Genomic DNA, 25788 nt, shown 5'->3' with positions numbered 1-25788 from the left:
CGATTAGCTCAAGCCAGAGCTGATGTAGTCGAAGTAAACACCCATTTCTTTACCAGCGTCAGCACCAACCAAGCTAGCAGTTACTTCCTTCATTGCTTGGATAGCTTGCACGGTAGCACCGACGGGTACACCCAAAGAGTTGTAGGTTTCCTTCAAGCCATTCAGAACGCGCTCATCCAAAATGGAGGGGTCGCCAGCCAACATTGCATAGGTAGCATAGCGGAGGTAGTAGTCCAAGTCGCGGATGCAAGCAGCATAGCGACGGGTGGTGTACATATTGCCACCAGGACGAGTGATATCAGAGTACAACAGAGACTTAGCTACTGCTTCTTTAACAATGGCAGCTGCATTAGCGCTGATAGTGGTAGCAGCACGTACCCGCAATTCGCCAGTGCTGAAATAGCTTTTCAGCTTTTCCAAAGAGCTAGTATCTAAATACTTACCTTGAACGTCAGAGGAGTTAATAACAGATGTAATTGCGTCTTGCATTTGTTTGCTTCCTTCAAGTCACCTAACAAGAGAAATCCTAAATCTGAAAAATGCTCGCCAGCAGAAACTTTGTCCTACTGCATAGCACCAATTACGTAATCGAAGTAGGAGCCAGCTTCAGCAGCATCTTCAGAAGATAGCAGAGAAGAAGCAACATTCTTCATAGCACGAACACCTTCAGCCACCGCAGGAATTGGGGTACCCAAAGAGTTGTACATTTCCCGAACACCAACAATACCGATTTCTTCGATCGGAGTTACATCACCAGCTACGATTCCGTAGGTAACTAAACGCAGGTAGTAGTCTAAGTCGCGTAAGCAAGTAGCAGTCATTTCTTCCCCGTAAGCATTACCACCAGGAGAAACAACATCAGGACGCTTTTGGAACAGTTGGTCGCCAGCTTGCTTAACAATGCGCTCGCGAGATTCACTCAGAGTTTGAGCAATGCGGAGACGACGTTCGCCGTTTGTTACAAAGCTCTTGATCCGATCCAATTCACCAGGGCTGAGATAGCGGGCCTCAGCATCAGCATTCACGATGGATTTCGTGACGATACTCATTAACGGAATCCTCCAAAAAAAATATCTAACCAGAATGTTGGAACTGGCTTTGGCAACCGAGTAGCTGAGTGACTTCCGAAGCAACCTAAAACTCGACAGCTTAGTTAAGTCTATTCTGAGGAGCAGGTTTAGTAAACTTCAATCTTTTCTCAGGTAAAGCAAAGTATACCTGATTTCAGACTCAGCAACCTTCCGCAAATATTTTGCGACATTGCGTTCACATTCTGATGCCTCTTGTAATAGTTTTTAATAATTTTCCTCATGATTGCCAATTCCAACTTGATTTTCTTAAAATTGGTCACTTGTCAATAGTTATTAACAAAAGTTACTTAAATTAATGACAAAAAACCAACAAGAAACGCCCTATCCCCAAAAAGGAGATAAGGCTATTTCCATCAATAAATAAAGTTAAGAGAGCAGGGGAGACAAGGAGCAAGGAGAATTTTTTACCTTCTGCCCCTGGAACTCCTCGAACCCCTCTGCCTTCTTTCTAGACTCGACCACCCAAATAAGAAGGTGACAGACTCGACCAAGGGGTTTTCACCAAGTCTGTAGCTGCTTTCACGCTGCCCAAGTAGTTACCCGCAGGCAACGATGGGAAGCGATTGTAAGGCACCACATCCTCGCCAAAATATTGAGCATATTCCATGCTCTCAACCATCGCCTCAACTGCCGCTTTTAAGCCCGAAGAAGCCAAAATTTGGTTGTATTGACGAATTTCTGCTCCAGTTGCTGGAGCACGTCCCAACAAATGCCGGAACAAGAACTCAATCACCTTAGTGTTCGGGTAAGGAGTATAGAATCTGCGACGGTAAATTTCCGAACCCGCCAAAGAACGGACAAACTCTCTTACAGAAATTTCCCCATTCCGCAATTTACTTTCTAGGTCTGTACGACGGAACTCAGCAGGCACTTGACCGCTGAACACATCCATCACTTGACAGTAAATCGCGTTCAGCAAGCTTGCCGTCTCTACCTGATTCATGCCTGGATTCATACGGTAAATCCGCGCTGGCTTGCGGCGGGTAGTACCCACGCCCACTTCTACCGATTGTCCAGCACCATTACTGAAGGAACGACCTAATTCAATAAACAAAGGTTTGGATTTATCCATTTCCCTTGCTTGACGTTCCAAATCACCCATCGCCTTACTCATCAAAGGCATCTTGGTGTTATCCATTCTCCCCTTCACAGGAGTAAAGCTAGGTACAACCAAATCTTTATTCTGTTTAGTCAGTTGGTTATACAACCTTTGAGAATTCGGGAAATTCGCCGCAGGTAAAGTCAAATAGCGATTGTAAGGAACCGTATCCTCACCAAACGCCTCGGCATATTCCGCACTGTTAGTCATCGCATTAATAAATGCCTTAATCCCACCAGTCGCCAGAATTTGATTGTACTTGCGAATTTCTGCTTGGTCTAAAGGTGCGCGACCCAAGAAATGCTTAGTTCCCAGTTCAATTACCTTAGTATTCGGATAGGGTGCGTAGAACTCCTTAATGTAAAGCGGCGATTCACCCAAAGCCGTAATAAACTCCTTGAGGTTAATCTCGCCATTACTCAGCTTAGTTTCCCAAACCGTGAACTGATTCTTCACAATGTATGGTTCGATATCGCGCTCAAAGACTTGCCGATAAGCTGCTCGAATCAACGTTTGCACAGCTTGCTTATCTTCATTACCTGTGAGCTTGAAGACCTTAGTTTGCTCCCGTTTCTTAGAAACACCTTGGTTAATGCGGAAATCTACGCTAGGCTCAGTTCGCATTTCGGAAACTGCACCTAGTTCGATAAACCTTGGTGTTTCCAAGGTGTCAACTCTGGCTCCAGTTTCACCGATACTACCAACTCGTAAAGACCGTAGAGCTAAACCTGCTGGCGTGATGTAGCGTTCATAAGGAACAGTATCTTCGCCAAAAGCTTCGTTGTACTCGTCTGAGTCAATCAAGGCATCGATTAAGCCGTATAAACCTTTCTTAGAGCAAATATCGAAGTACAAGTTATTCTCTTGACGACCGTAAGTTGGTCTACCCAATAAGCGGCGATGGATATACTCAACGGCTTTACAAACGTACAACGGAGTCCAATAGAGCTTGCGGAACAAGTCGGATTTAGCTAAAGCCCGAATAAATTCCCGAACTGTAATTTCTCCGTTTTCTAGCTTGATTTCTTGCACTTTCAGGCGTTGCCCTTCGTAGACATCGCGCCCGAATACTTGCAGGTAACAAGCTCGAATTACTGCTTGGGTGGAACTTTCGGAGAATTTAACGCTAACACCTTGGCTCTTGTTACCCCGCTTGCCACCTAAACCAGTGAAGCTGGGGAGTTGGTCAAGTTTAAATACTTTTGGCCCTAAAGATCCAGGTGCTTTACCCCTTGCCGCTGGGTTGCTCAATTGGTTTTCAATTCCGGCTCCTCGACGAATTAAAATCCGTCTGGTATCTTTACCGAAGGGTGCGGGACTGGCGCTGGGGTTTCTGGTTTCTTTGGGGAAGATTGCGCCGAATTGAATTTCTAATGGGTCGTTGCCCGAACCGTAGGGATGTTGGTCTGGTAAGGGGCGGTTGTAGGCGGCGAAGGTGGTGAGGAATTGTGGGATTTTGCGGAAGGGGGCGCTGTAGTTGAATAGGTCTTGTTGTGGTCCCCAGTTCCGACATTCTTGGGCTTCTTGTCCTAATCCCCGCAGGTAAGGAACGGTTTCTTCGCCGAAGTAGTCGGAGTATTCAGGTGAGTCTACTAGTGCGTCGATTAATCCGGGTAAGCCTTTAACGGATACGATCGCAAAATATTTTTGCACTTCTTCCCGTGAAGATGGCCCTCTACCTAAAAAGTGCCGGAAAGCTAATTCTAATGCCCGACTGTTGATATATGGCTGATAAAAATTTTGCCGATATAAAGGTGATTTACCCAAACGGCGAATAAATTCCTTCATGGAAATATCGCCATTTTTAACCTTTGATTCTAAATCGGAAATCCCTAAAGAGTAAGCACGGGTAATATCCCGTTCAAACACCTGTCTGTATGCGGCTTTTACTACTTCTTGCTTCTCGGATGCAGATAGTCCCGGCTTCATCACGAATTTGGGGCGAGCGCCTGAAGAAAGAAAGTAAATTTGTGGCAGTTGTAACCCTTGCTGGTCTCCAGAAGGACGTTGCCGCAATTTGTCGGAAGGTGTGGGAGCTTTAAACTCGGAAATTAGGACATCAAAATACTGACCCACTGTAGTTGTGCCTACTTCGTCTTGCCGGAAATAACCTAAAGCGGCTGCTTTCATTTCCTGCAAGGCTACTAGAGTCGCTTCTCCAGAGCAGGCGTTTTCAATGATTTCCCGCAATCCTCTGGTATTTACGACGATAATGTTGGGGTCTCCAGCTACGATCGCATAAGTCAGATAACGCAAGAACCAAGACAAATCCCGCAAGGATTTGGTCATGTTTCCGGGGCCATATCTGGCTACGTTGATCGGGCGAAATCCGGCTGGGGAAGGCCCACCACTAGTAGCAGAAAATAGCGACCTGATTCCTTCAAAGAAACCGCCACTACTTTCTATGTATGTCGCGGTTCCCAATTTCATCGCTTCTCTGGTATCCAAGGCGGTACCAGCCATTGTCATTACGGCTGCCTCTTGTGGTTTTTCCAAGAATGCCATTGGCGAGCCACCCACGAAAATCCGGTTAGCTGCCCTAGATACAATGATTTCCGAATTCTTGGTTAAGATTTGGGCAATTTCTAACCGCTTACTGCCAGAGCTGAAGTAGCTGGCTAGCTCGTTCAGTTCGCCACGCTCTAAAAAGCGGTCTTGTTGTTCCGCTTGGGATATTGTTGCTACTGGCAGGGTTTGGTAAAGCTGCGGACGTGCAACTGAGCTTCCACCACTTGCTTTAACACTCATTGGATCTCAAAAGCTCCCTATAGTTTCTACCCTTTGTTGAATTAGGGGTTGGGGGTTGGGGAAAGAGGAAGGTGGTTGGGGGTTGGGGGATAGGGAAAAATACTCTTCCCTATCTCCTATCCCCTGACCCCTATCACCTAAATTCTCCCTAACACCTACACCCTGACCCCTAACACCTTCCTTTGTGTTAAACCCGACTGGTTACGCCTGATTGGGGTCAAAGTTTCATGATTAGAATGCTTTGTCCCTACTCCTAAACAATCTCTAATTCTTTGCCGCCTCGAACCAGGCGGCTTGTGAACCAGGCTATCAAGATTGTTTGCAGTTAATCAACCCAGTCTTTAGATTAGAATGTTTCGTGCTTGTCACACTCATTTATTAAGAAGTGTGTACAAATATATTCGGCTGTTGCCCAAATATCATAACTTTATCTTCGTTCATTTTCTGAGAGAAAAGATAAGTTTTGTTACAGTTGGTCATTTGCCTAAATGTCATTTGTGTTATTTGTCATTTGTCCTTTGTCATTTATCCTTTGTTAAATTCTTACCAACGACTAATGACGAATGACCTCTTGACTTCTTGACTTCTTGACTTAATGACTAATGACCAATGACTAACCAAGAAATTAGCTCTGCTGTTCAGCGTCTCTACGATACTTATCCTTTTCCACCAGAACCGCTGCTGGATGCTCCGCCTCCGGGATACAATTGGCGCTGGAATTGGTTAGCAGCTTATAACTTTTGTACGGGAAGGAAACCACCAAAGCAAGATATTCGGATTCTCGATGCTGGATGTGGTACTGGTGTGGGTACTGAGTACTTGGTTCATTTGAATCCGCAAGCTGAGGTAACGGCGATCGATCTCAGTGCAGGTGCCCTAGCTGTAGCAAAAGAACGCTGTCAACGTTCGGGTGCTAACCGCGTTCAATTCCATCACCTCAGTTTATACGATGCGGAAAAACTGGATGGTGAATTTGAGCTAATTAACTGTGTGGGAGTTTTACATCATTTGCCAGACCCAAAACGGGGAATTCAATCTTTAGCTGCTAAATTAGCTCCAGGTGGATTATTTCATATTTTTGTCTACGGGGAATTGGGACGCTGGGAAATTCAATTAATGCAAAAAGCGATCGCTCTCCTCCAAGGTAACAAAGTCGGCGATTACCATGATGGTGTCCAAATAGGTCGGCAAATCTTTAATTCACTACCAACAGATAACCGAATTGTCAAACGAGAGAAAGAACGTTGGTCAATGGAAAATCAGCAGGATGAATGTTTCGCTGATATGTATGTTCATCCCCAAGAAATTGATTACAACATCGAATCTTTATTTGAATTAATCGATGCTTCCGGTTTGGAATTTGTTGGTTTTTCTAATCAAAAAAGTTGGGAATTAGAAAGATTATTAAGTAAAAGTTCTGAGTTAATGGCGAGGGCAAAAAGTTTAAGCGATCGCCAACGTTATCGTTTAACTGAATTATTAGACCCCGAAACTTTCACCCATTACGAATTTTTCTTAGCACGTCCACCATTCACCAAATTAGATTGGTCTGACGATCGCACTTTACTAGCAGCAATTCCCGAACGTAACCCTTGTATGGATGGATGGCCCAGTAAATGTTTGTTTAACTATGATTATCAAATAGTTAATCTTACGGAAGCCGAATTTCAGTTTTTGCAAGCTTGTGATGAAAATACTGAGAAACAGCAAACTTTATCCGAGATTTTACTAGGTATGGATTTCAGCTTGGAGAAAGTGCGATCGCTCCTACAACAGCAACTAATTTTATTAACTCCATAAGGGTCTAAGGGAAGAAAGTTTTGAGTTAATGAACTCTCTCCCCTTGTTCCTCCTGCCTCCCTACCTGTCTATGACATAAGTCACAAAATAGTTAAGGAATTATCACTGTTTTCTGAGGAAGTTGTTATCAAACTAGAAGAACAACAATAAGGTTATTATTTTTCAAATTTACTTAAGAAAGGGCAAATAGGTGCAAAACATGAAATCATACTACAACTGGCATTGCATTACTTTAGAAGCTCTCTGCGGAAAAATTATGGTCGCTGGTCAGATTACCATTAGCGATCGCTATCAAATTAGGTCTGCCTTATTAAATGATACTTTGAGCGAACCAGAGCAGATTCTAATTAACAGATTGCTTTATGGTATCCGACATGGATTACTGAGAATTGCTGACTAGAATTTCCGCCCTGCACTTGCGATACGTGCTACGCACACGCTACGCGATCGATATCACACTCAAATCAGAGTGTTATCACATTTATCATTAATATAAAATCACTTTTCTACAAGTTTAAAGTCACTTGTAAGAGTTTTTCCTGTCACTTATAAAGCTTTCACACATCACTTAATTCCTGGAACAAAAGATTCATAGTAATAATACCGAGTTCCAGGTCTCAAAATGTCACGGCAATCTCTTTTACCACAACTAACAGTTAACTCCAAGCAAGTTTTGACTCAACTAAATAGCGGGCAAGTGCTAAAAATAGATAGTCGCTGTCGAGGTGGCATCATACTTTGTAAGCGGCATCATGCAGAATTTGCTGGATATGGAGCCGCTGTTGGCGGTAGTTGTGACATAGACTGTAATCGGGTAATTCCTGTAGGTGATGTGAGCTTAATTTATCCTGAATCTTACCAAGAGCGACAAAAAGCTTTTACCACAAGACAGCGATGGTTCCAGTTTACTCAAAAAGCAATGGAAAGTTCTGTTCCCCTAAAAAGGGCATACATGATTTTAATAATGCTTGAAAAGTATTTCGGAACTGAATCTACTAACTCAATACCAGACGATATCATCTCTCAACTAATTGGAGTTTTACCGAAAACAGTTAGTATGGCACGTCAATATAAAGCTAATCACTCACAATCTGAACCATTAAACTTCCCTAGTCTTCAAACTGTAACTATCAGTTAATTTTGGCATACTAAACTAAATTCAACCAACCGACTAAAAACGCCAGCATCGCTACTAAGTTTAGCAACATCATCATTCCCGCAGGCATAAATTTCCGAGTACGAGCAAACCTAGTAATAAAAACTACTAGCAAGACTGCTGCCATTAAAGTTGCTATTCCTAGTCCTACTGTTGGTGTTTTTATTGCTAAGAACCAAGAAAATAATAAAATTAAGCCACTAATCAGCCCTGAGACAAGAGACTTGGCACTTTTGGCTTTCATGTAACCAAAGACACCTCCCAATCCCACAATTAAAGCATATCCAAAGATAGCCCAGATTAATATTTGTTCCATATTTTTTATTTTTGATTTAATCTAAAAAACATACCACAGTCTAGGGTAGTTTTTTATGAATTTACATGATTTGGGAATGTTGTTGTTACTTCTAACTCCAGGACTCTTGCTTTCAATCCTGATTATGGCCTCTTTCGCCGCAGGTGGGTGAGGTAGGGGCAGGGGAGTTCCAGGGGCAGAGACGATGGAAGTTCAAAATTTTGAATTTTCTACTTAACTTAAAACTTTTTCCTCTTGCTCCTGAATTTTGTTACAAGTCTAATAAAACTTTGTTTAATTAGATTTAAAATGGTAAATATAAGCGATATAAGCAGTTGTCTGACAGAGATTTTCCATCAAATTTTTGTCACTTGTTCAGTGTAACTATGTAATGTATTATTATTAACAAAAATTGCAATATACCTTAAAAAGGATTACAACACCTAAAAAACAGATTAAAACAGAAATAGAGAGATATTTGAGACAAGTTTTGGAGAAGTAGATGAACACGAGCGATCGAGAAAATTTTCTTTACCCGCGTAGCCGTTATTACGGTTCAGTAAATCCTGAAAATTTGGTTTTTAATGCTAACTTGCAAGAGTTTACCCAAAGGATTAATTTCATCTGTGCTTTAGAAACTAGTGGAAAGCTTCCTCCTGAAGAAGCTTATCAACAAATCAAGGGATTGTGGAAACAACTGAAACGTTCTAAAAGAGAACTTGGTATTGGTCAACATCCTTTCCAAAATGGTGATGATAACGACGAAGGAAATCGATCGTCACAAGATAACTGACTGGTATATTTTATGAATGACTTCAGATTGTACGGGAACGCCTCTGTTGCACTCCCTGGTTGCCGAAAAACAAAGCAAAAATATTTTTTTGGTCGCGTTGGGATGTTTGAGCTCAACGCGACTTTTATTTTAGTCTAGAATTCGCTTATTAGATGCAAGGATATTTTTGAAGACATGACGAATCAATATCCCATACCCGTTGTGGTTAATGGTGCAGCTGGCAAAATGGGTCGTGAGGTGATTAAAGCGGTAGCTGGTGCAAGTGATATGACCCTATTGGGTGCGATAGACCATAATCCAGAGATGTTAGACAAAGATGCTGGTGAGATAGCTGGATGTGGCACCTTAGAAGTGCCAATTACTAATCAGTTTGAGCCAATGTTGGCAATGGCAGCGCAAGAGAGACAGTTGGGGGTAATGGTAGATTTTACCCATCCTAGTGCAGTGTACGATTCGGTGCGGTCTGCGATCGCTTACGGCGTGCGCCCAGTCGTCGGAACTACCGGAATGAGTGCCGAACAAATCCAAGATTTAGCAGAATTTGCCGAGAAAGCGAGTACTGGCTGTTTAATTATTCCCAATTTTTCCATCGGCATGGTGCTACTGCAACAAGCTGCTATTCAAGCATCAAAATATTTCGATCATGTAGAAATCATCGAACTACACCATAATCAAAAAGCAGACGCTCCTAGCGGTACCGCAATTCAAACTGCTAAACTCTTAGCAGAACTGGGCAAAAATTACAATCCACCTGTAGTTAAAGAAGAGGAAAAATTAGCAGGAGCTAGAGGCAGTTTAGCAGAAGAAGGAATTCGGATTCATAGCGTGCGCTTACCCGGATTAATTGCTCACCAAGAAGTAATTTTTGGCGCACCTGGGCAAATTTACACTTTAAGACATGATACAAGCGATCGAGCCTGTTATATGCCCGGAGTTTTACTAGCAATTCGCCAAGTCACCCAGCTAAAATCGCTAGTATATGGATTAGAGAAAATTTTGTAATTCCTTAGTAGCAGATAAAAATCTGCGTGCAAGATTCAGAATCAAAAGCAAACAGCTCTCCAACACTTGTGGTGAAAAACCCTGGTTTTAGGGACTGGGGACTGGGGACTAGGGACTGGGAAACCTTGTATAGTAAGCACTTTGCTAATTAATTAAGTTTACTTATCACCATGAGTGCTGGAGAGCCAAGCAAACTTTTGCATTCTGAATTTTCCCTAATTAACCATTGTCTATTACTTAACACCTATTAATTATGCTCATTCCCATCACTCGCCAAAAATTTGAACAACTAATCCCTATCCTAGCCACAGGAAGTCAATACAAATATTATTGGGGTAAGCCATTTGATTTTATATTACGGCTACTAATTTCTATAGTCATCGGGATGTTAATCTGGTGGATTGAAGTTAGTTTTTTAGGGCTAGAATATGGTGCTTTCATGCTACTGCTTGGTATCTTTACCTCTTCCTATTTTTTATGGGGGCCAATTTTTCGGGCTACTTTACGCAATTACGAATGTCGCAAATACAAATACAGCGGCTTTTGGAAAGGTGAAGTCTGGGATTTATACGTCACTGAAGAAGTTGTAGGCAAAGAACAAAACGTTAACAAACAAGGCGAATTAGTAATTGTTGAAAACCGCGAAAGAAGATTAAATATAGAAGTTGGAGATGAAACAGGTTTTTCTACTAGCTTACAAGTTCCTCTCAAACGTATTCATAAATCGCTAAGGCGCGGACAAGATGCCCAAATGTTAGTAATGTCTAATAAACCAGATTTAGCCATCATTAACAAAGTGACAGATATTTATATTCCTGACCTCGACTTATGGGTGAGTGACTATCCTTATCTCCAAAGAAAAGAGTTTACTGAACTGAGTTACCAGTTGGAAAAATCCGAAAAAAGGGAAAGTCAAAAGAGAAGAAGACCTGTTGAGCGAGAAACAGAACGGGAAGAAATGCGACCCACAAAGCCACGCAAAAAACCTAAAAGAGTCAATGATTGGTAGATTAACCAAAAAATTCTCTTAAAAAAGTTCGTTGTGACGACTTCAGTCGTTCTTCCCATCAATAAAAGGACTAAAGTCCTCACAACAAACAAGTAATTATTTAGCCACGACTCCGAGAAATCAACAAAAGTTGAATTAATTGTAAAACTGAATAAAAAGCAGTTGCTACATAAGTCCAAGCTGCTGCTTGTAAAACTCTTTTAGCTCCTGTATTCTCTTCTCCTTGGAGAATTCCCAATTGATTAATTAGTTTAAGCGCACGACTAGAAGCATCGAATTCTACAGGTAACGTGACAATATGAAAAGCAATTACACCCAGAAATAGGACAATTCCAATATTGATGAATACTGTAGAAATTGCTCCCATTGAACTTAGGAAAAGCCCAATAATTACTAGAAATGGGCCGATTTGAGAACCTAAATTAGCAACTGGAACTAAAGAGGCTCGTAAATTCATAAATTTATAGCCATTTTTGTCTTGTAGCACATGACCGCACTCATGGGCAGCTACTGCCGCAGCTGCTACAGAATCAGAACTATAAATTCCTTGAGAAAGACGAACTGCTTTGGCGCTGGGGTCATAATGGTCTGTGAGTTCTCCGGCTACTGGTTCCACCGAAACATCATGAATTCCCATTTTCGATAAAATAGCCTGAGCCACTTGTGCGCCAGTCATGCCCATGCTAGAACGAACTTGAGAGTAGCGGTGATAAGTGCCTCTAATTTGACTCTGTGCCCAGAACATTAATAAAGCTCCTGGGATCAGAATTAAATAAGATAAGTAATAAGACATGAGTTTATCTCTCCTGGGGAGGTAGACAGTCAAAAATGAGCATTTGAGTACTAATTTATCTCAACTTGACTAAATGCCGACTGCTCCCTCTTGCCCGTAGGCTTGCCAAGCTAATTCTACTAATCCGTTGACTATTGCTGCTGCTACTACGGCGCTTCCTTTGCGTCCTTCGGTGCGAATGTGGGCAATGAGCGAATCCTGTAATCTATCTTTAGCAACATCTACATCAACAAAACCTGCGGGTGTGCCAATGACTAAAGCTGGTCGAATTTCCTCTTTTTCAATTAACTCTACTAGGGAAGAAAGCGCTGTTTGAGCGTGACCAACTACAAAAATTCCTTCTGGGTAGCGTTTGGCGAGGGTTTCTATTCCCCAAGCTACGCGAGTTCTTTCTTTTTGGGGGCGCGTTAATGCGTCCATGCTACAGTAAACCGGGTTGGCAAAGGTGTTTTGGATGATTGGTGTGATGCCAACTTGTACCATTGGTACGTCTACGACTATGGTAGTGCGGGCGGCTAAAGCTGCTGCGCCTGCTTGCAAAGCTCTTTCGGAAAAGCGAATCAGCGATTTATATTCAAAGTCAGCGGTGGCATAGATTACCCGTCGAACTATTTCGTATTCTGATGGGGAAAAGATGTGTTCGCCGATTTCGCGATCGATAATTGCTAAACTTTGGGCATCTGTAATATGCCATTCCATGAGAAACCGCCCCCAACCTCATATTGATTAAAGCATAATCTAAGTTCGTTGTAAGGACTTTAGTCCTTTAGTTGTAGGAGTAACGACTGGAGTCGCTACAACAAACTTGTTAGTTTACAGCATAAAGGTAGGACGCAAAGAATACAAAATTAACTTTTGCATTTTTTGCGTCCTTAAAAGGGGACTGGGGAATAGGGATTAGGAATTGGGGAAGTTTAGATTTATTATTTTAATCTTCAGTCCCCAGTCCCTAGTCCCTCAAATGTTTAACGACTGCTGGAAGCTTCTGGAGGAGAACCCAGCGCAGGTGTGAGGTAAGCAACTAAAGCTCCAATGACGAATCCTGCCACATTTCGCAGTAGGGGCAACCATTCGGCAGTACGGCTGACTACTGGGCCGATTCCGAAGGCAATAAACAAAATTCCCCACAATGGCGAGAAAATTAATGCCCATTGCCATGCCACCATTTGTCCTGGTTTCCGGGGATGAGCCGCAAATCCTAAGACTGCTCCGCCTACAATTGAGGTAACTAAGGTGAGAATCCACTGTTCTCTGGGTAAACCGGGAACTACGTTGCAACCGCCTTGTATTAGGCAGGTTTTGACTGATTCTAAGGATTGAATGATTGATTGTGCTTCGCCTTGGTCGCGGACGAAGTAGAGGTTGCCGAAGCGAGTTTGCAGTTCAATCCAAAAGGTGCGGGGTAGGAGTTGATAAACGGCATCTCCAACGTTGAAGTTAAGGATATTCCCGCCTCTGGAGTCTGCGATTACCAGAACGCTTTTTTCGTCTAATCCCCAAAAGTCTTTTACTGCTCTACCTGGGGTACGATCGTACTGTGTTAATACTCTAAGTTTCCAGCCTGTGTCGGCTTCAAATTTTTCTATATCTTTTCTCAGTGCTTCCTTCTGAATATCGGTGAAGGTTTTGGCGAGGTCAATTATCGGGGTTTGAGTGGCAGGTAGTAACTCTGGATTGTCGTATGCTTGCGCTACGGCAGGTGCTACTGCCCAAATTGATAAGGCGAGGAAAAAGGCTGCTAAGGATGTCAGAATTCTTTTGACGAAAGGTTTTTGCTGCATTGGCTGTTCTACCAGAATCTCAGGCTTGGACATTTACCAAGAAGTTTTATTAATTAAAGGATAATAGAAAGCTAATATTTCTTTACACTTCTTTACTTTACTCTAATAGTACGCCATTTTACCAGCATTGTCTTAAGAAAGGCAGAAGGCAGAAGGCAGAGGCGCAGAGGACAAATAAATTGTCCCCTTGTCCCCTTGTCCCCAGTCCCTTTACTCTACTCTTTGTCTACTTCTGAGTTTTCTTTGGTGTAAGATTGCGATCGCTCATGAGGAAAATCTAAAGGGATTCTTTGTCCAGGTGGCAGACGGTCTACAGAACGGTGTCCGCTGGGAGGAATATTATTATTAGAACGGTTAAAAGTTTTCCAGGCGGTTTTTATTCCTGTGAGGAAACTACGAGTAGTAACTTGAACTTTTCTCGCTTGAGTTTTAGCACCATCAATAGTTTTATCAACATTTTTTACTACTTGACCTGCACTTTTTACGCCATCGGTAACATCATCTGTTAATTCACTAATCTCCATTCCTGTAAGGCGAATAGATTCTAAAGTGGGTGGTAGTTCTCTATTTAAAGTATCAGCTAATTTTTCTATACTGCGGGCTGCACGGGCAATTTCTTGAACAGCTGGTAAAAGTGCTACTAGAACCGCAGTGAGACTAACGGCAACTAGCACAATAGAAAGTCCTAGCCAAAATAACGGGTCAATCACAAATTTTTTAGTTTAAATAATTATTAGGCTTTTGGTTCAATTCCTGTTAATTTAGAGTCGGTTTTGATTACTGTACTTTCGGAGGTATGGGATTTAAGGATACCTCTGCAAGAGAGTCTTCAACTAATGGTCGATCGGAGGAAGTGGATGTTTCTTGCCGTTGTATATTTTCCTGTTCTTTGGCAGTAGCTTCAACTCCAGCAGCGATCGCTTCTTTGAGTCGCGTTAAGGTGCTATCCCAGTTACGCAATGCTGTTTCAGAAAGGCGATCGGCTTGCAGCTGTACGCTACTAGAAAGGTCTTCTGCTAATTCTGGGAGTGCTTCGGCAGATTTTTTTAGCAACTGGCGAGTTTCTTTCCCAGTGCGGGGCGCTAAGAGCAAGCCTGTAATAGTCCCTAGCGCTGCTCCCAGTAGCATACCACCAATAAAAGCTCCCGAAGATCCCGATCGATTCTCAGACATTTTTTCGCTACCAATCCTTTAACTCAATTTTAGGCAGGTTTTCCTGATTGGTATGATATGCGATCGCATCGCCTGTGCGTTAGCAAGTACCAAGATTATTTCTGAAGAAAGATGTGGCAGCTTTGAGCAAAACTAAGCAAATCAGTATTTCGACAGGGATTTCTTCAGCTTTTTTAATTGTTTATTTTTTCTCTGACGTTTTTGCCAAACTTGTTGGGTAAAGTTGAGTATTCCTAAGACTTGCCCTAGTTTTTCCAGTTGAATTTCTAGCTTTTGGTATTGTTCTCGCAGCGTATTAGCGCCTTTTTGTCCCACACTTATGGTTTTTGGTGCGCTGTGTAACACATTATAAGTGTTGCGATCGGCAGCTAAGATAGCTCTGGTTGCACCTGCGATCGTTCTGCGAATTTTCCAAATTCGCCAAGCTAAGTAAAAGTTAAATAGCGCAATGAGTATGTTGATTGCGATCACAATTACGATCATTATTTTAAGTTTCCCCCAACAAACTCATCTGATTTAATTAATGGCTGTTGGCTTTAATGATAGCGGGTAAAGGTGCGATCGTTACAAAACGCTCAACTTTTTACCAATCACATCAATTCTTAAATCAAGTTTTGGCTAAACTATCCCACTTTTCCACTGTTGGTTTATATAACCATTGCTCTAATCTAGTATCTTCAACATAACCTCTCAATTCAGGATCGGGCCAAATATGGAGCCGATCTTTACATCCCACTTCTTGAGCAGCAGTTTCAATATCATCCCATTGTCTTTTAAAACATTCTGCCCATGATTTTTTCGTCATAACAGTACTGGCAAAATCTAACCCTGCTGCTACCATCCTTTTTCCATTACTTCCACGAGCATTAATTGGTTCCCAAAATATTACCTCTGGATTGATAGCAATAATTTTTTCTAAATGTCTTTTAAAATCATGTAAAGTCATTGTGGGAGGCGTAGGAGCCATTGCTACATACAAACGACAACCAGCTTTATAACCTTTTAGTAAAGCTTCATAACGTCTAGAAGGTGGAGGTGCTTGTGGTTCAATTTTACGACTTAGTTCATCATCTAAGTATGGTAAACTCATGCCAAGCGTCACATTTGAACGAATAAGAATATCTAAATCATCAGTCCATAACAAACCGCGAGTTAAAATTCTCACTCTTTTCTTATATTTGGATAAAATCTCAACCGAAGAACGAGTAATGCTTGCAGTTTCTTTGTTTTGGTAAGGATCTGTTCCTGAACAAAGCATAACCACACCTTGACCTGATGGTGTTATTAGCCAAGTTTTTTTCCGACTTAGTTTTTTTTCCAGTAATTCAGGTACATTTTCACGAACTAAGAGATACTTTCCCCAATCCATTTGAGGATTACTTACTCCTTTTTCGCTTAATTGCGTTTGTCTTGTCCGAATTGCCGGAGTTGATGGCACATAGCAAAACGTACACCCATGCAAGCAACCTGATGCTATATTTATTACATAGTCACATAACCCTTTCTTGTTAAGGGCGCTTTCCTGAAGAGGATTGACTATTTTTTCTGTTTCTTTGATTACTGCCATGATATACACTTACCTTTTGCTTGTAATTAAAAATGGATTTGTAATTTTTTATTCTCATATTTAATTAATACCTTAATAAATAATTATTAACTCACATTACATATTACCATAAATAAGTTTGTTCATAATGTAATTAACTTAGATTATCACTCAAAATTTGACAATAATGTAAAAGCAATGAATATACAAACATTTGGTGGAGATTGGACAGAAAATAAGCTAGTTAAATTGCGTAAATACCTGGTAGCTTATGCAACTATTATGAAAGATTACAATTTCAAATATGCTTATATAGATGCTTTTGCCGGGACTGGATATAGAACAGGAAAAGAAAGTGAAGAAACAGACATATTGATATTCCCTGAACTGATAAATCAAGAATCGAATAAGTTATTTGATGGTTCAGCACGTATTGCGTTGCAAGTAGAGCCAAAATTTGACCAGTATATTTTTATTGAGAAGGATGAAAATAAAGTTTATGAATTAAATAAACTTAAAACAGAATTTACTAATATGGCAGATAGGGTAACTATAATCAATTCGGATGCCAACATTTATATAAAAGATATCTGCTCAAAAAATTGGAAAAGTCATCGATCTGTACTGTTCTTAGATCCTTTTGGAATGCAAGTTCCTTGGGCAACCATAGAGTGTATTGCTAAGACAGAAGCTATTGATTTATGGTATTTATTCCCTGTAGGAGTAGCTATTAATAGACTACTGAAAAAGGATGGTAATATAGATGAAGTAATTAGAAAAAGACTTGATGAGACTTTTGGTACTACAGATTGGTACGATCGATTTTACCAAATTACCAATCAAATAGACTTATTTGGTACATACTCCATAACTGAAAAAACAGCAGATTATAAATTAATTTGTGAATACTTCATTGAGCGTTTAGAGACAGTGTTTGCAGGGGTCGCCAAAAATCCTCTTTTATTATGTAATTCACGTAATACCCCTTTGTACTTACTTTGCTTTGCCGCAGCGAATAAAAAAGGAGCGAAAACAGCAATTAAAATTGCACAAGACATATTGAAAAAATGAATTTTTGTCAATGTATTTGCTATTAAACTCTAAATTTTCTCTTAATTCAAGTTTTTTGTGGTTTAATCAAATAGCGATCGCTCTCTCCCCCCTCTTCAGGGAAAAAGTGCGATCGCTAATTCTAACTACAGTTTCAACTGTCGAATCTACACATCTTGTTCGCTAAATTCGCGAGTTAAGTGATCGAAAGGCTGGTCTAGAAACGAAGTATTCTGAATTCCAGATTCTTCTACTAGCCCCTTAACAATATCCTTCATAATTTGGATACCGCGCACTGTTGGCCCGATTGGTACACCGAGAGAATTATAAGTCTCCCGCAAACCTTGCAACACGCGCTCATCCAATACATAAGTATCCCCTGCAACCAGCGCATAGCTAGCATAACGGAGATAGTAATCCATATCCCGCAAACAAGCCGCATAACGACGAGTTGTATAAGCATTTCCACCAGGACGAATTAATTCCGGCAACTCATCAAATAATTGCGAACCAGCCTGTTTAACAATCTCAGCTGCATTACTATTAATTACACCAGCAGCAGCTACTCTAGCCGTACCCGTTTCAAAATAAGTTTTCAGAGAATCAACAGCATTCCGGTCTAAATAACGACCAGCAACATCGTAATTTCTAATTAAAGTTGTAACTGCGTCCCGCATGAAATTGCTCTCCCAGTGAATGTTACTATCGGGGTTTTACTATTGCTGAAATATTGTTGTATCTAATCCGTATTAGAACATCGGACAGACACACCTGCTCCTAGATTAAAACTCAACTTAACAAAGTTTAATCAAGAAACACAAAGCTTTACCTGTGGCGTAGATAGCCGATTGTAGTTTACAACAAAACGATGCCCCAAAAGTTGCCTTTTACGGCTTTTGTCTGGGAGAAAAACACTAAACCAAAACTTTTTGTTTTGGGCGATTTTTTAGGTGGCAAGAAGGATATTCTGGCTGAAAAGTGATAGCTGATTTAAACCACTCTGTCAACGGTTCAGATAACAAAATTAACTCTTCAGGATAGCGAGGTTGAGGATCGCCCACCAACCAAATTGGCGGTACCATCATCGGGTCATACTCTGCAATTACATCTACTACGCCGGGACGCTGTTTTAACTCTACCCGCAATCCCGGACGATATTGCTGTGCTTCCTGTGTTGTTAAATCTGCCTGTAATGTAAAAGCCATTCTTATCGCAATAATAAACTGTAGTTATTGTTACGATTTTACATAAGGAAAGTTGGGTTGCCAAAGTAATCTGTCAAAGTCGCTACATTTTTTAACTTTTTCTTTAGGCGATCGCCTAACAAGACAAGGATATTCTGTAAACCTGAATACAAAAGATCCTGAAACCTATCTCTAGGATGATGCAGGTATACTATTAAGTCGGCAAAATCGGCTATTTAATTTGAAACAAATCTGTCTGGACATCCCAGAATAACAATGATGGGGAGATCCAGGCAGTAGTCTTAGGTGTCAGATCAAAAAAGACAGACGCACCCAGTAAAATTCTCACAAATCTAGGTTTTCTGCCCCTTGACCTGAACCTTCACCACAGCTGATTATCTATATCCAGACTTTACGAGATCAAAAGTTACGGAGTAATTCATGTTCCAGACCCCGCAAGAGTTCTTAAATTACGTTAAAGAAAAGAACATCCAAATCATTGACCTCAAGTTCATCGATATGCCAGGGATTTGGCAGCACTTATCGGTGTACCACAACCAAATCGATGAAAGCAGCTTCAGCAGCGGTGTACCATTCGATGGTTCCAGTATCAGGGGATGGAAAGCCATCAACGAGTCAGACATGGCAATGGTGCTAGACCCCACCACAGCCTGGATTGACCCTTTTATGAAAGAACCCACCCTCAGCGTTATCTGTAGCATTATCGAACCTCGTACAGGTGAACCTTATAGCCGCGACCCCCGTACCATTGCCCAAAAAGCAGTTGATTACCTAATCTCTACAGGTCTTGGTGACACAGCTTTCTTTGGTCCAGAAGCGGAATTCTTTATTTTCGATGATGTTCGCTTCGATCAAAACGAACACGAAGGCTACTATTACGTAGACTCTGTGGAAGGTCGTTGGAATTCAGGGAAAAACGAAGGGCCAAACTTGGGTTACAAACCTCGGTACAAGGAAGGTTATTTCCCAGTTTCCCCCACCGATACTTCCCAAGATATGCGGACAGAAATGCTGCTAACTATGGCAGAGTGCGGTGTACCCATTGAAAAGCATCACCACGAAGTTGCTTCCGGTGGTCAGTGCGAACTAGGTTTCCGCTTCAATAAGTTAGTCAAGGCAGCAGACGACTTGATGACTTACAAGTATGTAATTAAGAACGTCGCTAAGAAATACGGCAAAACCGTTACCTTTATGCCCAAGCCAGTGTTTAATGACAATGGTTCTGGGATGCACACCCACCAGTCAATCTGGAAAGACGGTCAACCCTTGTTTGCTGGGGACAAATATGCTGATTTAAGTCAAATGGCGCTGCACTATATCGGCGGTATCCTCAAGCACGCACCTGCGTTGTTGGCTTTAACTAACCCCACCACCAACTCTTACAAGCGCTTGGTGCCTGGTTTTGAAGCACCTGTAAACTTGGCTTACTCTCAAGGTAATCGTTCTGCTTCGATTCGGATTCCTTTGTCTGGTACTAATCCCAAGGCGAAGCGGTTAGAATTCCGTTGTCCTGATGCTACTTGTAACCCATACTTGGCTTTTGCCGCAATGCTTTGTGCGGGTATTGATGGGATTAAGAACCAAATCGATCCAGGTGAACCTTTGGATGTGGATATTTACGAACTGAGTCCTGAAGAGTTGAGTAAGGTTCCTTCTACTCCTGGTTCTTTGGAAGGTGCCCTAGAAGCTTTGGAAAAAGACCATGCTTTCTTGACTGAAACTGGTGTGTTTACCGAAGACTTTATCCAGACTTGGATTTCTTACAAGATTGATAAGGAAGTTAACCCAATGCGGTTACGTCCTCATCCTTACGAGTATGCTCTGTACTACGACTGCTAAAAAGTGTTTGTTGCTTAATTAACATTTAGCCACCTCAATGGGTGGCTTTTTTTGTAGCAGTAGGCTCAAAGTATGATATTGATTTTAATTTCTGACTATAAAACTCTCTGGCAGAAAACCTGCGTTAGAATCTAATCTAATATTTGTTTACAAAACGCAATAATTATGACTGTCGCTTACCCAAGAAAATTACAAAACTCTATTGGCGCAAGGGAAATCATGAGACAGGTGGTGCGCGATCGCGAAATCCATATCATCACCCTCAACCGCTACCGTTACAGCGAACAACGCAGCTGTAAAGACTTGACAGAAATTATTGAGGTACTAAATGGAAAACAACCACAATTAATTCGGGATCTTTCTCATCATATTTCGGACGAGGCGCGTCATGCGATGTGGTTGACTGATTTGTTGGTAGATATGGGAGAAAATGTGGGTACACCACCGGGAAATACCTATATCGATGAATTCAATCGTCTGATCGATCGAGAATACTTTGATTCGGACAGTAAGTTGGAAGATGCCATTATTTCGGTGATAGCTGCAATTAATGTTACCGAAAAACGGGGTTGTGAATATTTTTCTGCTCACATTCACGCATTAAAAGAAGCACCACAAACTGAGGAAAATATTAAGATTCGCGAAACAATTGAGCGCATTTTTCCCGAAGAAGCAGGGCACGTTCGTTGGGGAAATCGTTGGTTAGCAGAAATTGCGAAAAAAAGCCCGGAACATAAGCAAAAGGTTGAACAAGCTAAGCGCAAATATGCTGCGATCGAACAAGCAGCTTATGAATCTGGCATGGATATTACCTTGGGTGCAGAACTGCGTCGCTTAGATAACTTAATGGAAATAGCCAATACTATGCCTTTGTGGCAACGTCCTCAATATTTGATGGAACGCATTCCTGAAACCCTTTTAGCACCTCAGTTGCAGATGACTCGAATTGAAGTTGCTCAACGAGCTTGGAAGCGCGATCCTCAAGCATTTATGGAAAAATTTGTGCCAATGTTCCTCACTGGGTTAAATAAAGCTTTTGATAAACAGAAAAAAGCGAATGTTTAAAGTAAGCGAAAACTTGTAAATTAACAACCCGGTTGTTGCAGCAAGTAAACTTAAGTTTTTTACTTACTGTAAAAGCCGGGTTGCTGATTGTAAATATTGGCATAATTAAACATAAGTTTCTGGTTACTCCGAAGTTTTTTCGGAAGAATTATGAGATTGCAAATGTAACAAATAACCACTCAACGCAACGATCAAAATTGATATTGCTAGAATCAGCATATCGGTTGAATTTTGAATGTTGATTGTGATAGCTTTCTTGAAAAAACTCACCACCAAAGCAATCACAATCACTTGCAAAAGTTTAGCTTTCAGTTGTTCCAGTGTTGTGATCTTCAAAATCCGAATGTTTTCATATCGATCGCGAATGTCTATGGGTAAGTATGAGTTTCCGATTCTGAATGTCTCTATTTGTGAAGATTTTGAGGCATAATAAACTAAAGGTTTAATGGCAGATCATGAAAAGCAAAGTTGCGGAAAAATTGTTTACGTTTTATTAATTGCTGATTTTCTTCAGGACAATTTTAAGGCAGAAATCAAACGTTTAGGTTTACCTTGGGTGTGTTTTAGAGAGGCGGGAATCAGAACGGGATGGCGAAAGTCGAGATTATCCGATCTTTATATTGTACCTGTTGAGCAGGTGCGGGAATTTTTGGATCGATCGGCTGTTACTGAAATACCACCATTGTTGGCAGTTGAAGTTGTGAGTCCTGATTCTATCAGTCGAAATTATCGTTTTAAGCGTTCTGAATATGCAGTGTTATTATACTCAGATATTGCACCAAGAGGCAGAGCCTCCATTTTTTGGATCTTGTACCAAGAGGCAGAGCCTCCATTTTTCGTTCCCAGGTTGAACCTGGGAACGAGGATCTGGGAGGTTCTACCTCCTCTGGGTTTAATTAAAGAGGCGATCGCATTCCATCTAGAAAGTTTACAAAAAGATGGTTTTCCGACTCCCGAACCTGTTTCTATTTGTGAATATGTGAAAGCATAAATATAGCTTAGGAGAGGTTAAATATTATGTTCGATCGCATTACTTTCGACCCACACATGATGGGAGGACGCGCTTGCATTCGTGGCATGAGAATCACTGTTTCTCTAGTACTAAGTTTAATAGCTAATGGCATGAATACAGAGGAAATTCTTCAGGAGTATCCAGATTTAGAAGCTGACGATATTAGCGCTTGTTTGAAGTATGCTGCATTCTTAGCTGATGAAGAAAGTCGTCCATATCTCCTTCATCAAGAACAAGTAAAAATTACACAGGTTTAGCCTTTATTAGTTTATTTTCATCGCCGACCAGGGACTCGAACCCTGCTTGCAACCATCCACACCCTCAAAAGTTGATTTCGTCAAGTGGGCAAAGTTTGCCCCTGATGAATGTCAGGACTTGCAACCATCCACACCCTCAAAAGTTGATTTCGTCTAAATGCTTTCAGGTATGTTCAATTCCCTTATAGCTTGCAACCATCCACACCCTCAAAAGTTGATTTCGTCTTTCTTAATCTTTCTTCCTCAGACGCGCCTGGTTTTCTTGCAACCATCCACACCCTCAAAAGTTGATTTCGTCAAAATTATTATTAATCCTTGGGATGAAGCGGCGTTCTTGCAACCATCCACACCCTCAAAAGTTGATTTCGTCAGTTTGATCCCATAGGATAGGCTGGAAATACGTTTCAGGTATCGGATTCGTGAATCCATTTTCCTTTTTTCGGGAATTAGATTTTTTCTTAGGTGCAGGATCATCAAAAAACGCCTCTAATCCAGGCAGTACAGGATTTTCATCAATTGCGAGAATCTCTTTTGACTGCGTGTTACTTTCAAAGCTTTTCGGAGTAAGAGTTTGAGGTTGTTTTTGATCGCTACTAGATTTTGATACCCTCCGTTTCGCGCATTCTTTCTTCTTTTGTCGAGGTGGTTTGCCCCCTTTCGGGGTTGGTTGGGCTGGATAATATTCAGCAGTCAATTCTGCTGATTCAACAACCGAAACTGCTGTGGTGGCAGCTTCCTGTCTCACAGAACTACTCCTCAAGGTTTCGTTCTCTCCAGTTGGCCCGTCTCCAACTGATACAGGCTTAACTTCCCGTCTCCAAGTACGGTAGCTTCTCTCGAAGTCTAATAAGCCACGATCAAAGATGTTTTTTGCGGCATTAACATCAGCGTGGTCGATGTGTCCACATTTGACACACTTAAAATCTTTTTGTGTTTTACGGTTCTCTGTGTCGATATGACCGCATTCATTACAATTTTTTGAAGTGTTCTTTGGGTCAACTTTTACAAACTCTCTAACAGTATAACCAAAATAGTCATTAATAGCCTTAACTTTAGTTTCTAAAAACTGATTACGCCTACCTGGGCTATTTCTTAGTATAGCTTTGTTGAGGCCAGACTTACGTTTTCTCCCATTTTTTGCGTATTCTTTACCGTCTAACTTTGTTTTAGTAGCTGCGGTCATATTTACCAGCTTCAAACTTTCAACAGCAATGCCATCATACTCTCTTAACAACTTAGTCGTGATTTTGTGGTCAGCAGCTATAGAACGTCTACGATCTTTTTCATACAACCTAGCGATTCTTAATTGCAATTTTTCCCAATTTTTAGAACCTAACTTCTTTTTTGCAACTTGTCGTTGGAAACGTGCAATTTTTCTCTCAATTTTAATTTTATATTTTCTTGCTTCAGCTAACCTGCCTGCGTCATCAGCATAAAGACAACCAACACCTACATCAATACCGATCGCCTTAAGATCACCATCTTGACGATTCAAGCTAATTTTTTTAGGCTTAGAGTTAATCTTCTCAGTTAGCTTTATATAATACCCAGACGCTTCCTTACATATTCGATAGCTAACAGCAAAAGCATCACCCCACCTATTAAGCAACTGAGTAGATTTACCCTTAATTTTCACCCATCCAATAAAAGGTAGACGAATTCTATTACGAGTAGAATCTACCTTCAAAGTTGACCCTATTACAGGCATTTTACGAGGTATATATACTGAAGGTAATTCTTCTTTTTTTACCCCGGCTGCTTTTGCTTCTTTTCTCAACTGTTTAGATTCTTTTTCTTTGGCTTTTTCTTCATCAGGTATTCTTTCTGTTTTACCAGCATTGTTATGTATAATAGTCGCCATCATTTCGGAACGAGTATATTTTTTGAACCGGGGTTTACCTCGCTTTCCGTCCTTATACTGCTTCCAGGCATTAGCTAAATTTTGGCATTGACCTGCAATAAATTTACTGTCTAAGTCGGCAATACCGACTTTAACTCCATCTGGTATCGTTGAATAATTAACAAGTTTTTTTTTCCCAAAATAATCAATCAAATCTTTATCAGAAAAACCTTTAATTGGTGGTTCCCCTTTCCAATGTGGTTTATTTTCTGGAATACCGGGAGTATGGAGATAGAAACTAATACCTTTTTTACTTTCTCGCTTTTCAATAAATTGACCTAACGTTAATTTCTTTAATCCAGAATAAATAGCACTGTTATTAAATTGCTCAACAGTCAAATACTTTGCTTCTTCTTTGATTTCTGGATAATCATTTAAACTTATTTTTTTAACTAATGTACATGGACTACATAGCCCAAAAACATCTAATTTTTTTAGTTCTTTCTTTCCTTTTTTGGTAACATGAAAACATTCTATTTGATTAAATTTCCAATCTAATTTAAAAACTGGGCAAGATTGAGGATTGATAAACCCCCATTCATTTAAAGTAGACTGAGGTAATGGAATGCTCTGAGTATTTTTTAATTCAGTAGGATAGTAATTTATTTCCTGACACCGTAACCAATATTCACGCCATTCTAGTAACGCTAATCCGTTGTTCCATATCCAAGTTAAAGTTTTCAACCAATCGTCTATTTTTGATTGCTGAGATTTATTCAAATCTAACTTGAACTCAACTGTTTTCATGGAAATAACCACTTTCTGATACTTGTAAAGTCGTAATTTATCCAACTATGCAAAAAATTAGTTCGCTAAAGAATCATGGGAAAAACATATTTAATTAGAGTAAATAGCTCTCATAAGGTTATGTTGATTTTCTGGAATTTATTAAGTGACTCCCTAAATGTAGCGCCTGCTTAAAAAATTTGGTTGAGAGTTTCCCGTACTAGCAGAGTTCGGTTTACTGCATTGTTACATAACTTTTTAGAATTTTTTAACAACTCATCAATAAAACGATCGCCACCCCTTCCCCCACTCCATACCCCAAAAACAAATACAACCCCCACACCTATCTTGAGGGACGATCAAAAATCTATAAAGATGGGCGACGAGGGACTCGAACCCGCAACCACCAGATTAAGAGTCTGCTGCTCTACCATTGAGCTAGTCGCCC

General features: G+C 40.8%; 25 protein-coding genes, 1 tRNA gene, 1 pseudogene and 1 CRISPR repeat array. Of the genes and pseudogenes, 11 read left to right on the top strand and 16 right to left on the bottom strand.

The genetic code is table 11. From position 1 onward, the window contains the following. Nucleotides 1–3: 3 nt before the first annotated feature. The 3 genes from apcB (ACE1CA_RS03945) to ACE1CA_RS03935 form a co-directional block, all read right to left on the bottom strand. The gene (apcB, locus tag ACE1CA_RS03945) at nt 4–489 is read right to left on the bottom strand and encodes an allophycocyanin subunit beta (RefSeq protein ID WP_413277060.1); all 486 of its coding nucleotides are present in this window, start codon (nt 487–489) and stop codon (nt 4–6) included. Between the two features lie 74 nt (nt 490–563). After that, a complete protein-coding gene (gene apcA / locus ACE1CA_RS03940) occupies nt 564–1049 on the bottom strand; it encodes an allophycocyanin subunit alpha (RefSeq protein ID WP_413277061.1) in 486 nt (161 codons plus the stop codon). 490 nt (nt 1050–1539) lie between these two features. Further along, entirely contained in the window at nt 1540–4938 is a 3399-nt protein-coding gene (locus ACE1CA_RS03935; protein WP_459563586.1) for a phycobilisome rod-core linker polypeptide, read from the bottom strand. A gap of 609 nt (nt 4939–5547) precedes the next feature. Between ACE1CA_RS03935 and ACE1CA_RS03930 the strand changes: the two genes are divergently transcribed. The 3 genes from ACE1CA_RS03930 to ACE1CA_RS03920 all read left to right on the top strand — a co-directional run bounded on the left by ACE1CA_RS03930 (nt 5548) and on the right by ACE1CA_RS03920 (nt 7876). Beyond that, nucleotides 5548–6738, top strand: coding sequence for a class I SAM-dependent methyltransferase (locus ACE1CA_RS03930; RefSeq protein ID WP_413277062.1), 1191 nt, complete (start codon nt 5548–5550; stop codon nt 6736–6738). Nucleotides 6739–6937: 199 nt separating this feature from the next. After that, nucleotides 6938–7138 carry a hypothetical protein gene (locus ACE1CA_RS03925; protein ID WP_413277063.1) on the top strand — a complete coding sequence of 67 codons (201 nt, stop codon included), beginning with the start codon at nt 6938–6940 and terminating at the stop codon, nt 7136–7138. Between the two features lie 222 nt (nt 7139–7360). Continuing rightward, nucleotides 7361–7876, top strand: coding sequence for a hypothetical protein (locus ACE1CA_RS03920; protein WP_413277064.1), 516 nt, complete (start codon nt 7361–7363; stop codon nt 7874–7876). Nucleotides 7877–7886: 10 nt separating this feature from the next. Here the strand turns inward: ACE1CA_RS03920 and ACE1CA_RS03915 are convergent, their stop codons facing one another. After that, nucleotides 7887–8210: a TMEM14 family protein gene (locus tag ACE1CA_RS03915; protein ID WP_413277065.1), complete on the bottom strand. Its 324-nt coding sequence runs from the start codon at nt 8208–8210 to the stop codon at nt 7887–7889. A 481-nt stretch (nt 8211–8691) separates the two neighbouring features. Between ACE1CA_RS03915 and ACE1CA_RS03910 the strand changes: the two genes are divergently transcribed. The 3 genes from ACE1CA_RS03910 (at nt 8692) to ACE1CA_RS03900 (ending at nt 10993) form a co-directional block, all read left to right on the top strand. Then, nucleotides 8692–8982 (top strand): DUF7219 family protein, encoded by a 291-nt coding sequence (locus ACE1CA_RS03910; RefSeq protein WP_413277066.1) that lies wholly within the window; start codon nt 8692–8694, stop codon nt 8980–8982. A gap of 174 nt (nt 8983–9156) precedes the next feature. Next, nucleotides 9157–9984: a 4-hydroxy-tetrahydrodipicolinate reductase gene (gene dapB, locus ACE1CA_RS03905; protein WP_413277067.1), complete on the top strand. Its 828-nt coding sequence runs from the start codon at nt 9157–9159 to the stop codon at nt 9982–9984. A 253-nt stretch (nt 9985–10237) separates the two neighbouring features. Beyond that, the gene (locus ACE1CA_RS03900) at nt 10238–10993 is read left to right on the top strand and encodes a phosphate ABC transporter permease (RefSeq protein WP_413277068.1); all 756 of its coding nucleotides are present in this window, start codon (nt 10238–10240) and stop codon (nt 10991–10993) included. Nucleotides 10994–11093: 100 nt separating this feature from the next. Here the strand turns inward: ACE1CA_RS03900 and ACE1CA_RS03895 are convergent, their stop codons facing one another. The 7 genes from ACE1CA_RS03895 to ACE1CA_RS03865 form a co-directional block, all read right to left on the bottom strand. Further along, the gene (locus ACE1CA_RS03895) at nt 11094–11786 is read right to left on the bottom strand and encodes a zinc metallopeptidase (RefSeq protein ID WP_413277069.1); all 693 of its coding nucleotides are present in this window, start codon (nt 11784–11786) and stop codon (nt 11094–11096) included. Nucleotides 11787–11855: 69 nt separating this feature from the next. Then, complete coding sequence (locus ACE1CA_RS03890; protein WP_413277070.1) at nt 11856–12485, bottom strand: precorrin-8X methylmutase; 630 nt, start codon at nt 12483–12485, stop codon at nt 11856–11858. A 266-nt stretch (nt 12486–12751) separates the two neighbouring features. Then, nucleotides 12752–13567 carry a TPM domain-containing protein gene (locus tag ACE1CA_RS03885; RefSeq protein ID WP_413277182.1) on the bottom strand — a complete coding sequence of 272 codons (816 nt, stop codon included), beginning with the start codon at nt 13565–13567 and terminating at the stop codon, nt 12752–12754. Between the two features lie 215 nt (nt 13568–13782). After that, nucleotides 13783–14277: a DUF948 domain-containing protein gene (locus ACE1CA_RS03880; protein WP_413277071.1), complete on the bottom strand. Its 495-nt coding sequence runs from the start codon at nt 14275–14277 to the stop codon at nt 13783–13785. A 67-nt stretch (nt 14278–14344) separates the two neighbouring features. After that, a complete protein-coding gene (locus tag ACE1CA_RS03875) occupies nt 14345–14740 on the bottom strand; it encodes a YtxH domain-containing protein (protein ID WP_413277072.1) in 396 nt (131 codons plus the stop codon). A gap of 141 nt (nt 14741–14881) precedes the next feature. Continuing rightward, on the bottom strand, nt 14882–15223 hold the full coding sequence (locus tag ACE1CA_RS03870) for a hypothetical protein (protein ID WP_413277073.1): 342 nt from the start codon (nt 15221–15223) through the stop codon (nt 14882–14884). A gap of 124 nt (nt 15224–15347) precedes the next feature. Beyond that, nucleotides 15348–16307, bottom strand: a complete 960-nt coding sequence (locus tag ACE1CA_RS03865; RefSeq protein ID WP_413277074.1) for an SPL family radical SAM protein — start codon at nt 16305–16307, stop codon at nt 15348–15350. A 177-nt stretch (nt 16308–16484) separates the two neighbouring features. On the opposite strand from ACE1CA_RS03865, the gene ACE1CA_RS03860 reads away from it, so the two are divergent. Continuing rightward, on the top strand, nt 16485–17357 hold the full coding sequence (locus tag ACE1CA_RS03860) for a three-Cys-motif partner protein TcmP (protein ID WP_413277075.1): 873 nt from the start codon (nt 16485–16487) through the stop codon (nt 17355–17357). Nucleotides 17358–17503: 146 nt separating this feature from the next. Here ACE1CA_RS03860 and apcB (ACE1CA_RS03855) read toward each other — a convergent pair whose 3' ends face one another. Beyond that, nucleotides 17504–18013 (bottom strand): allophycocyanin subunit beta, encoded by a 510-nt coding sequence (apcB, locus tag ACE1CA_RS03855; RefSeq protein WP_413277076.1) that lies wholly within the window; start codon nt 18011–18013, stop codon nt 17504–17506. Nucleotides 18014–18250: 237 nt separating this feature from the next. Continuing rightward, complete coding sequence (locus tag ACE1CA_RS03850; protein WP_413277077.1) at nt 18251–18541, bottom strand: hypothetical protein; 291 nt, start codon at nt 18539–18541, stop codon at nt 18251–18253. A 420-nt stretch (nt 18542–18961) separates the two neighbouring features. On the opposite strand from ACE1CA_RS03850, the gene glnA reads away from it, so the two are divergent. Both glnA and ACE1CA_RS03840 read left to right on the top strand, forming a co-directional pair. After that, the gene (gene glnA, locus ACE1CA_RS03845; protein ID WP_413277078.1) at nt 18962–20380 is read left to right on the top strand and encodes a type I glutamate--ammonia ligase; all 1419 of its coding nucleotides are present in this window, start codon (nt 18962–18964) and stop codon (nt 20378–20380) included. 165 nt (nt 20381–20545) lie between these two features. After that, nucleotides 20546–21445 carry a ferritin-like domain-containing protein gene (locus ACE1CA_RS03840; RefSeq protein ID WP_413277079.1) on the top strand — a complete coding sequence of 300 codons (900 nt, stop codon included), beginning with the start codon at nt 20546–20548 and terminating at the stop codon, nt 21443–21445. Nucleotides 21446–21568: 123 nt separating this feature from the next. Here ACE1CA_RS03840 and ACE1CA_RS03835 read toward each other — a convergent pair whose 3' ends face one another. Continuing rightward, nucleotides 21569–21781 carry a hypothetical protein gene (locus ACE1CA_RS03835; RefSeq protein ID WP_486517647.1) on the bottom strand — a complete coding sequence of 71 codons (213 nt, stop codon included), beginning with the start codon at nt 21779–21781 and terminating at the stop codon, nt 21569–21571. 109 nt (nt 21782–21890) lie between these two features. On the opposite strand from ACE1CA_RS03835, the gene ACE1CA_RS03830 reads away from it, so the two are divergent. Next, nucleotides 21891–22436: a Uma2 family endonuclease gene (locus ACE1CA_RS03830; RefSeq protein WP_413277080.1), complete on the top strand. Its 546-nt coding sequence runs from the start codon at nt 21891–21893 to the stop codon at nt 22434–22436. A gap of 26 nt (nt 22437–22462) precedes the next feature. After that, nucleotides 22463–22714: a DUF433 domain-containing protein gene (locus ACE1CA_RS03825; protein WP_413277081.1), complete on the top strand. Its 252-nt coding sequence runs from the start codon at nt 22463–22465 to the stop codon at nt 22712–22714. Nucleotides 22715–22759: 45 nt separating this feature from the next. Further along, a CRISPR array of direct repeats spans nt 22760–23084; the repeat unit is 37 nt; unit sequence CTTGCAACCATCCACACCCTCAAAAGTTGATTTCGTC. Nucleotides 23085–23633: 549 nt separating this feature from the next. Here the strand turns inward: ACE1CA_RS03825 and ACE1CA_RS03820 are convergent. Together ACE1CA_RS03820 and ACE1CA_RS03815 are read right to left on the bottom strand one after the other, a co-directional pair. After that, nucleotides 23634–25361: pseudogene (locus ACE1CA_RS03820) on the bottom strand (transposase); the annotation flags it as partial. 355 nt (nt 25362–25716) lie between these two features. Beyond that, nucleotides 25717–25788: transfer RNA gene (locus ACE1CA_RS03815), tRNA-Lys, on the bottom strand.

Origin of the sequence: Floridaenema evergladense BLCC-F167 (genome assembly GCF_041929205.2) — a bacterium.
Lineage (GTDB): Bacteria > Cyanobacteriota > Cyanobacteriia > Cyanobacteriales > Aerosakkonemataceae > Floridanema > Floridanema evergladense.
This window is presented reverse-complemented; position numbering and strand designations above follow the sequence as displayed.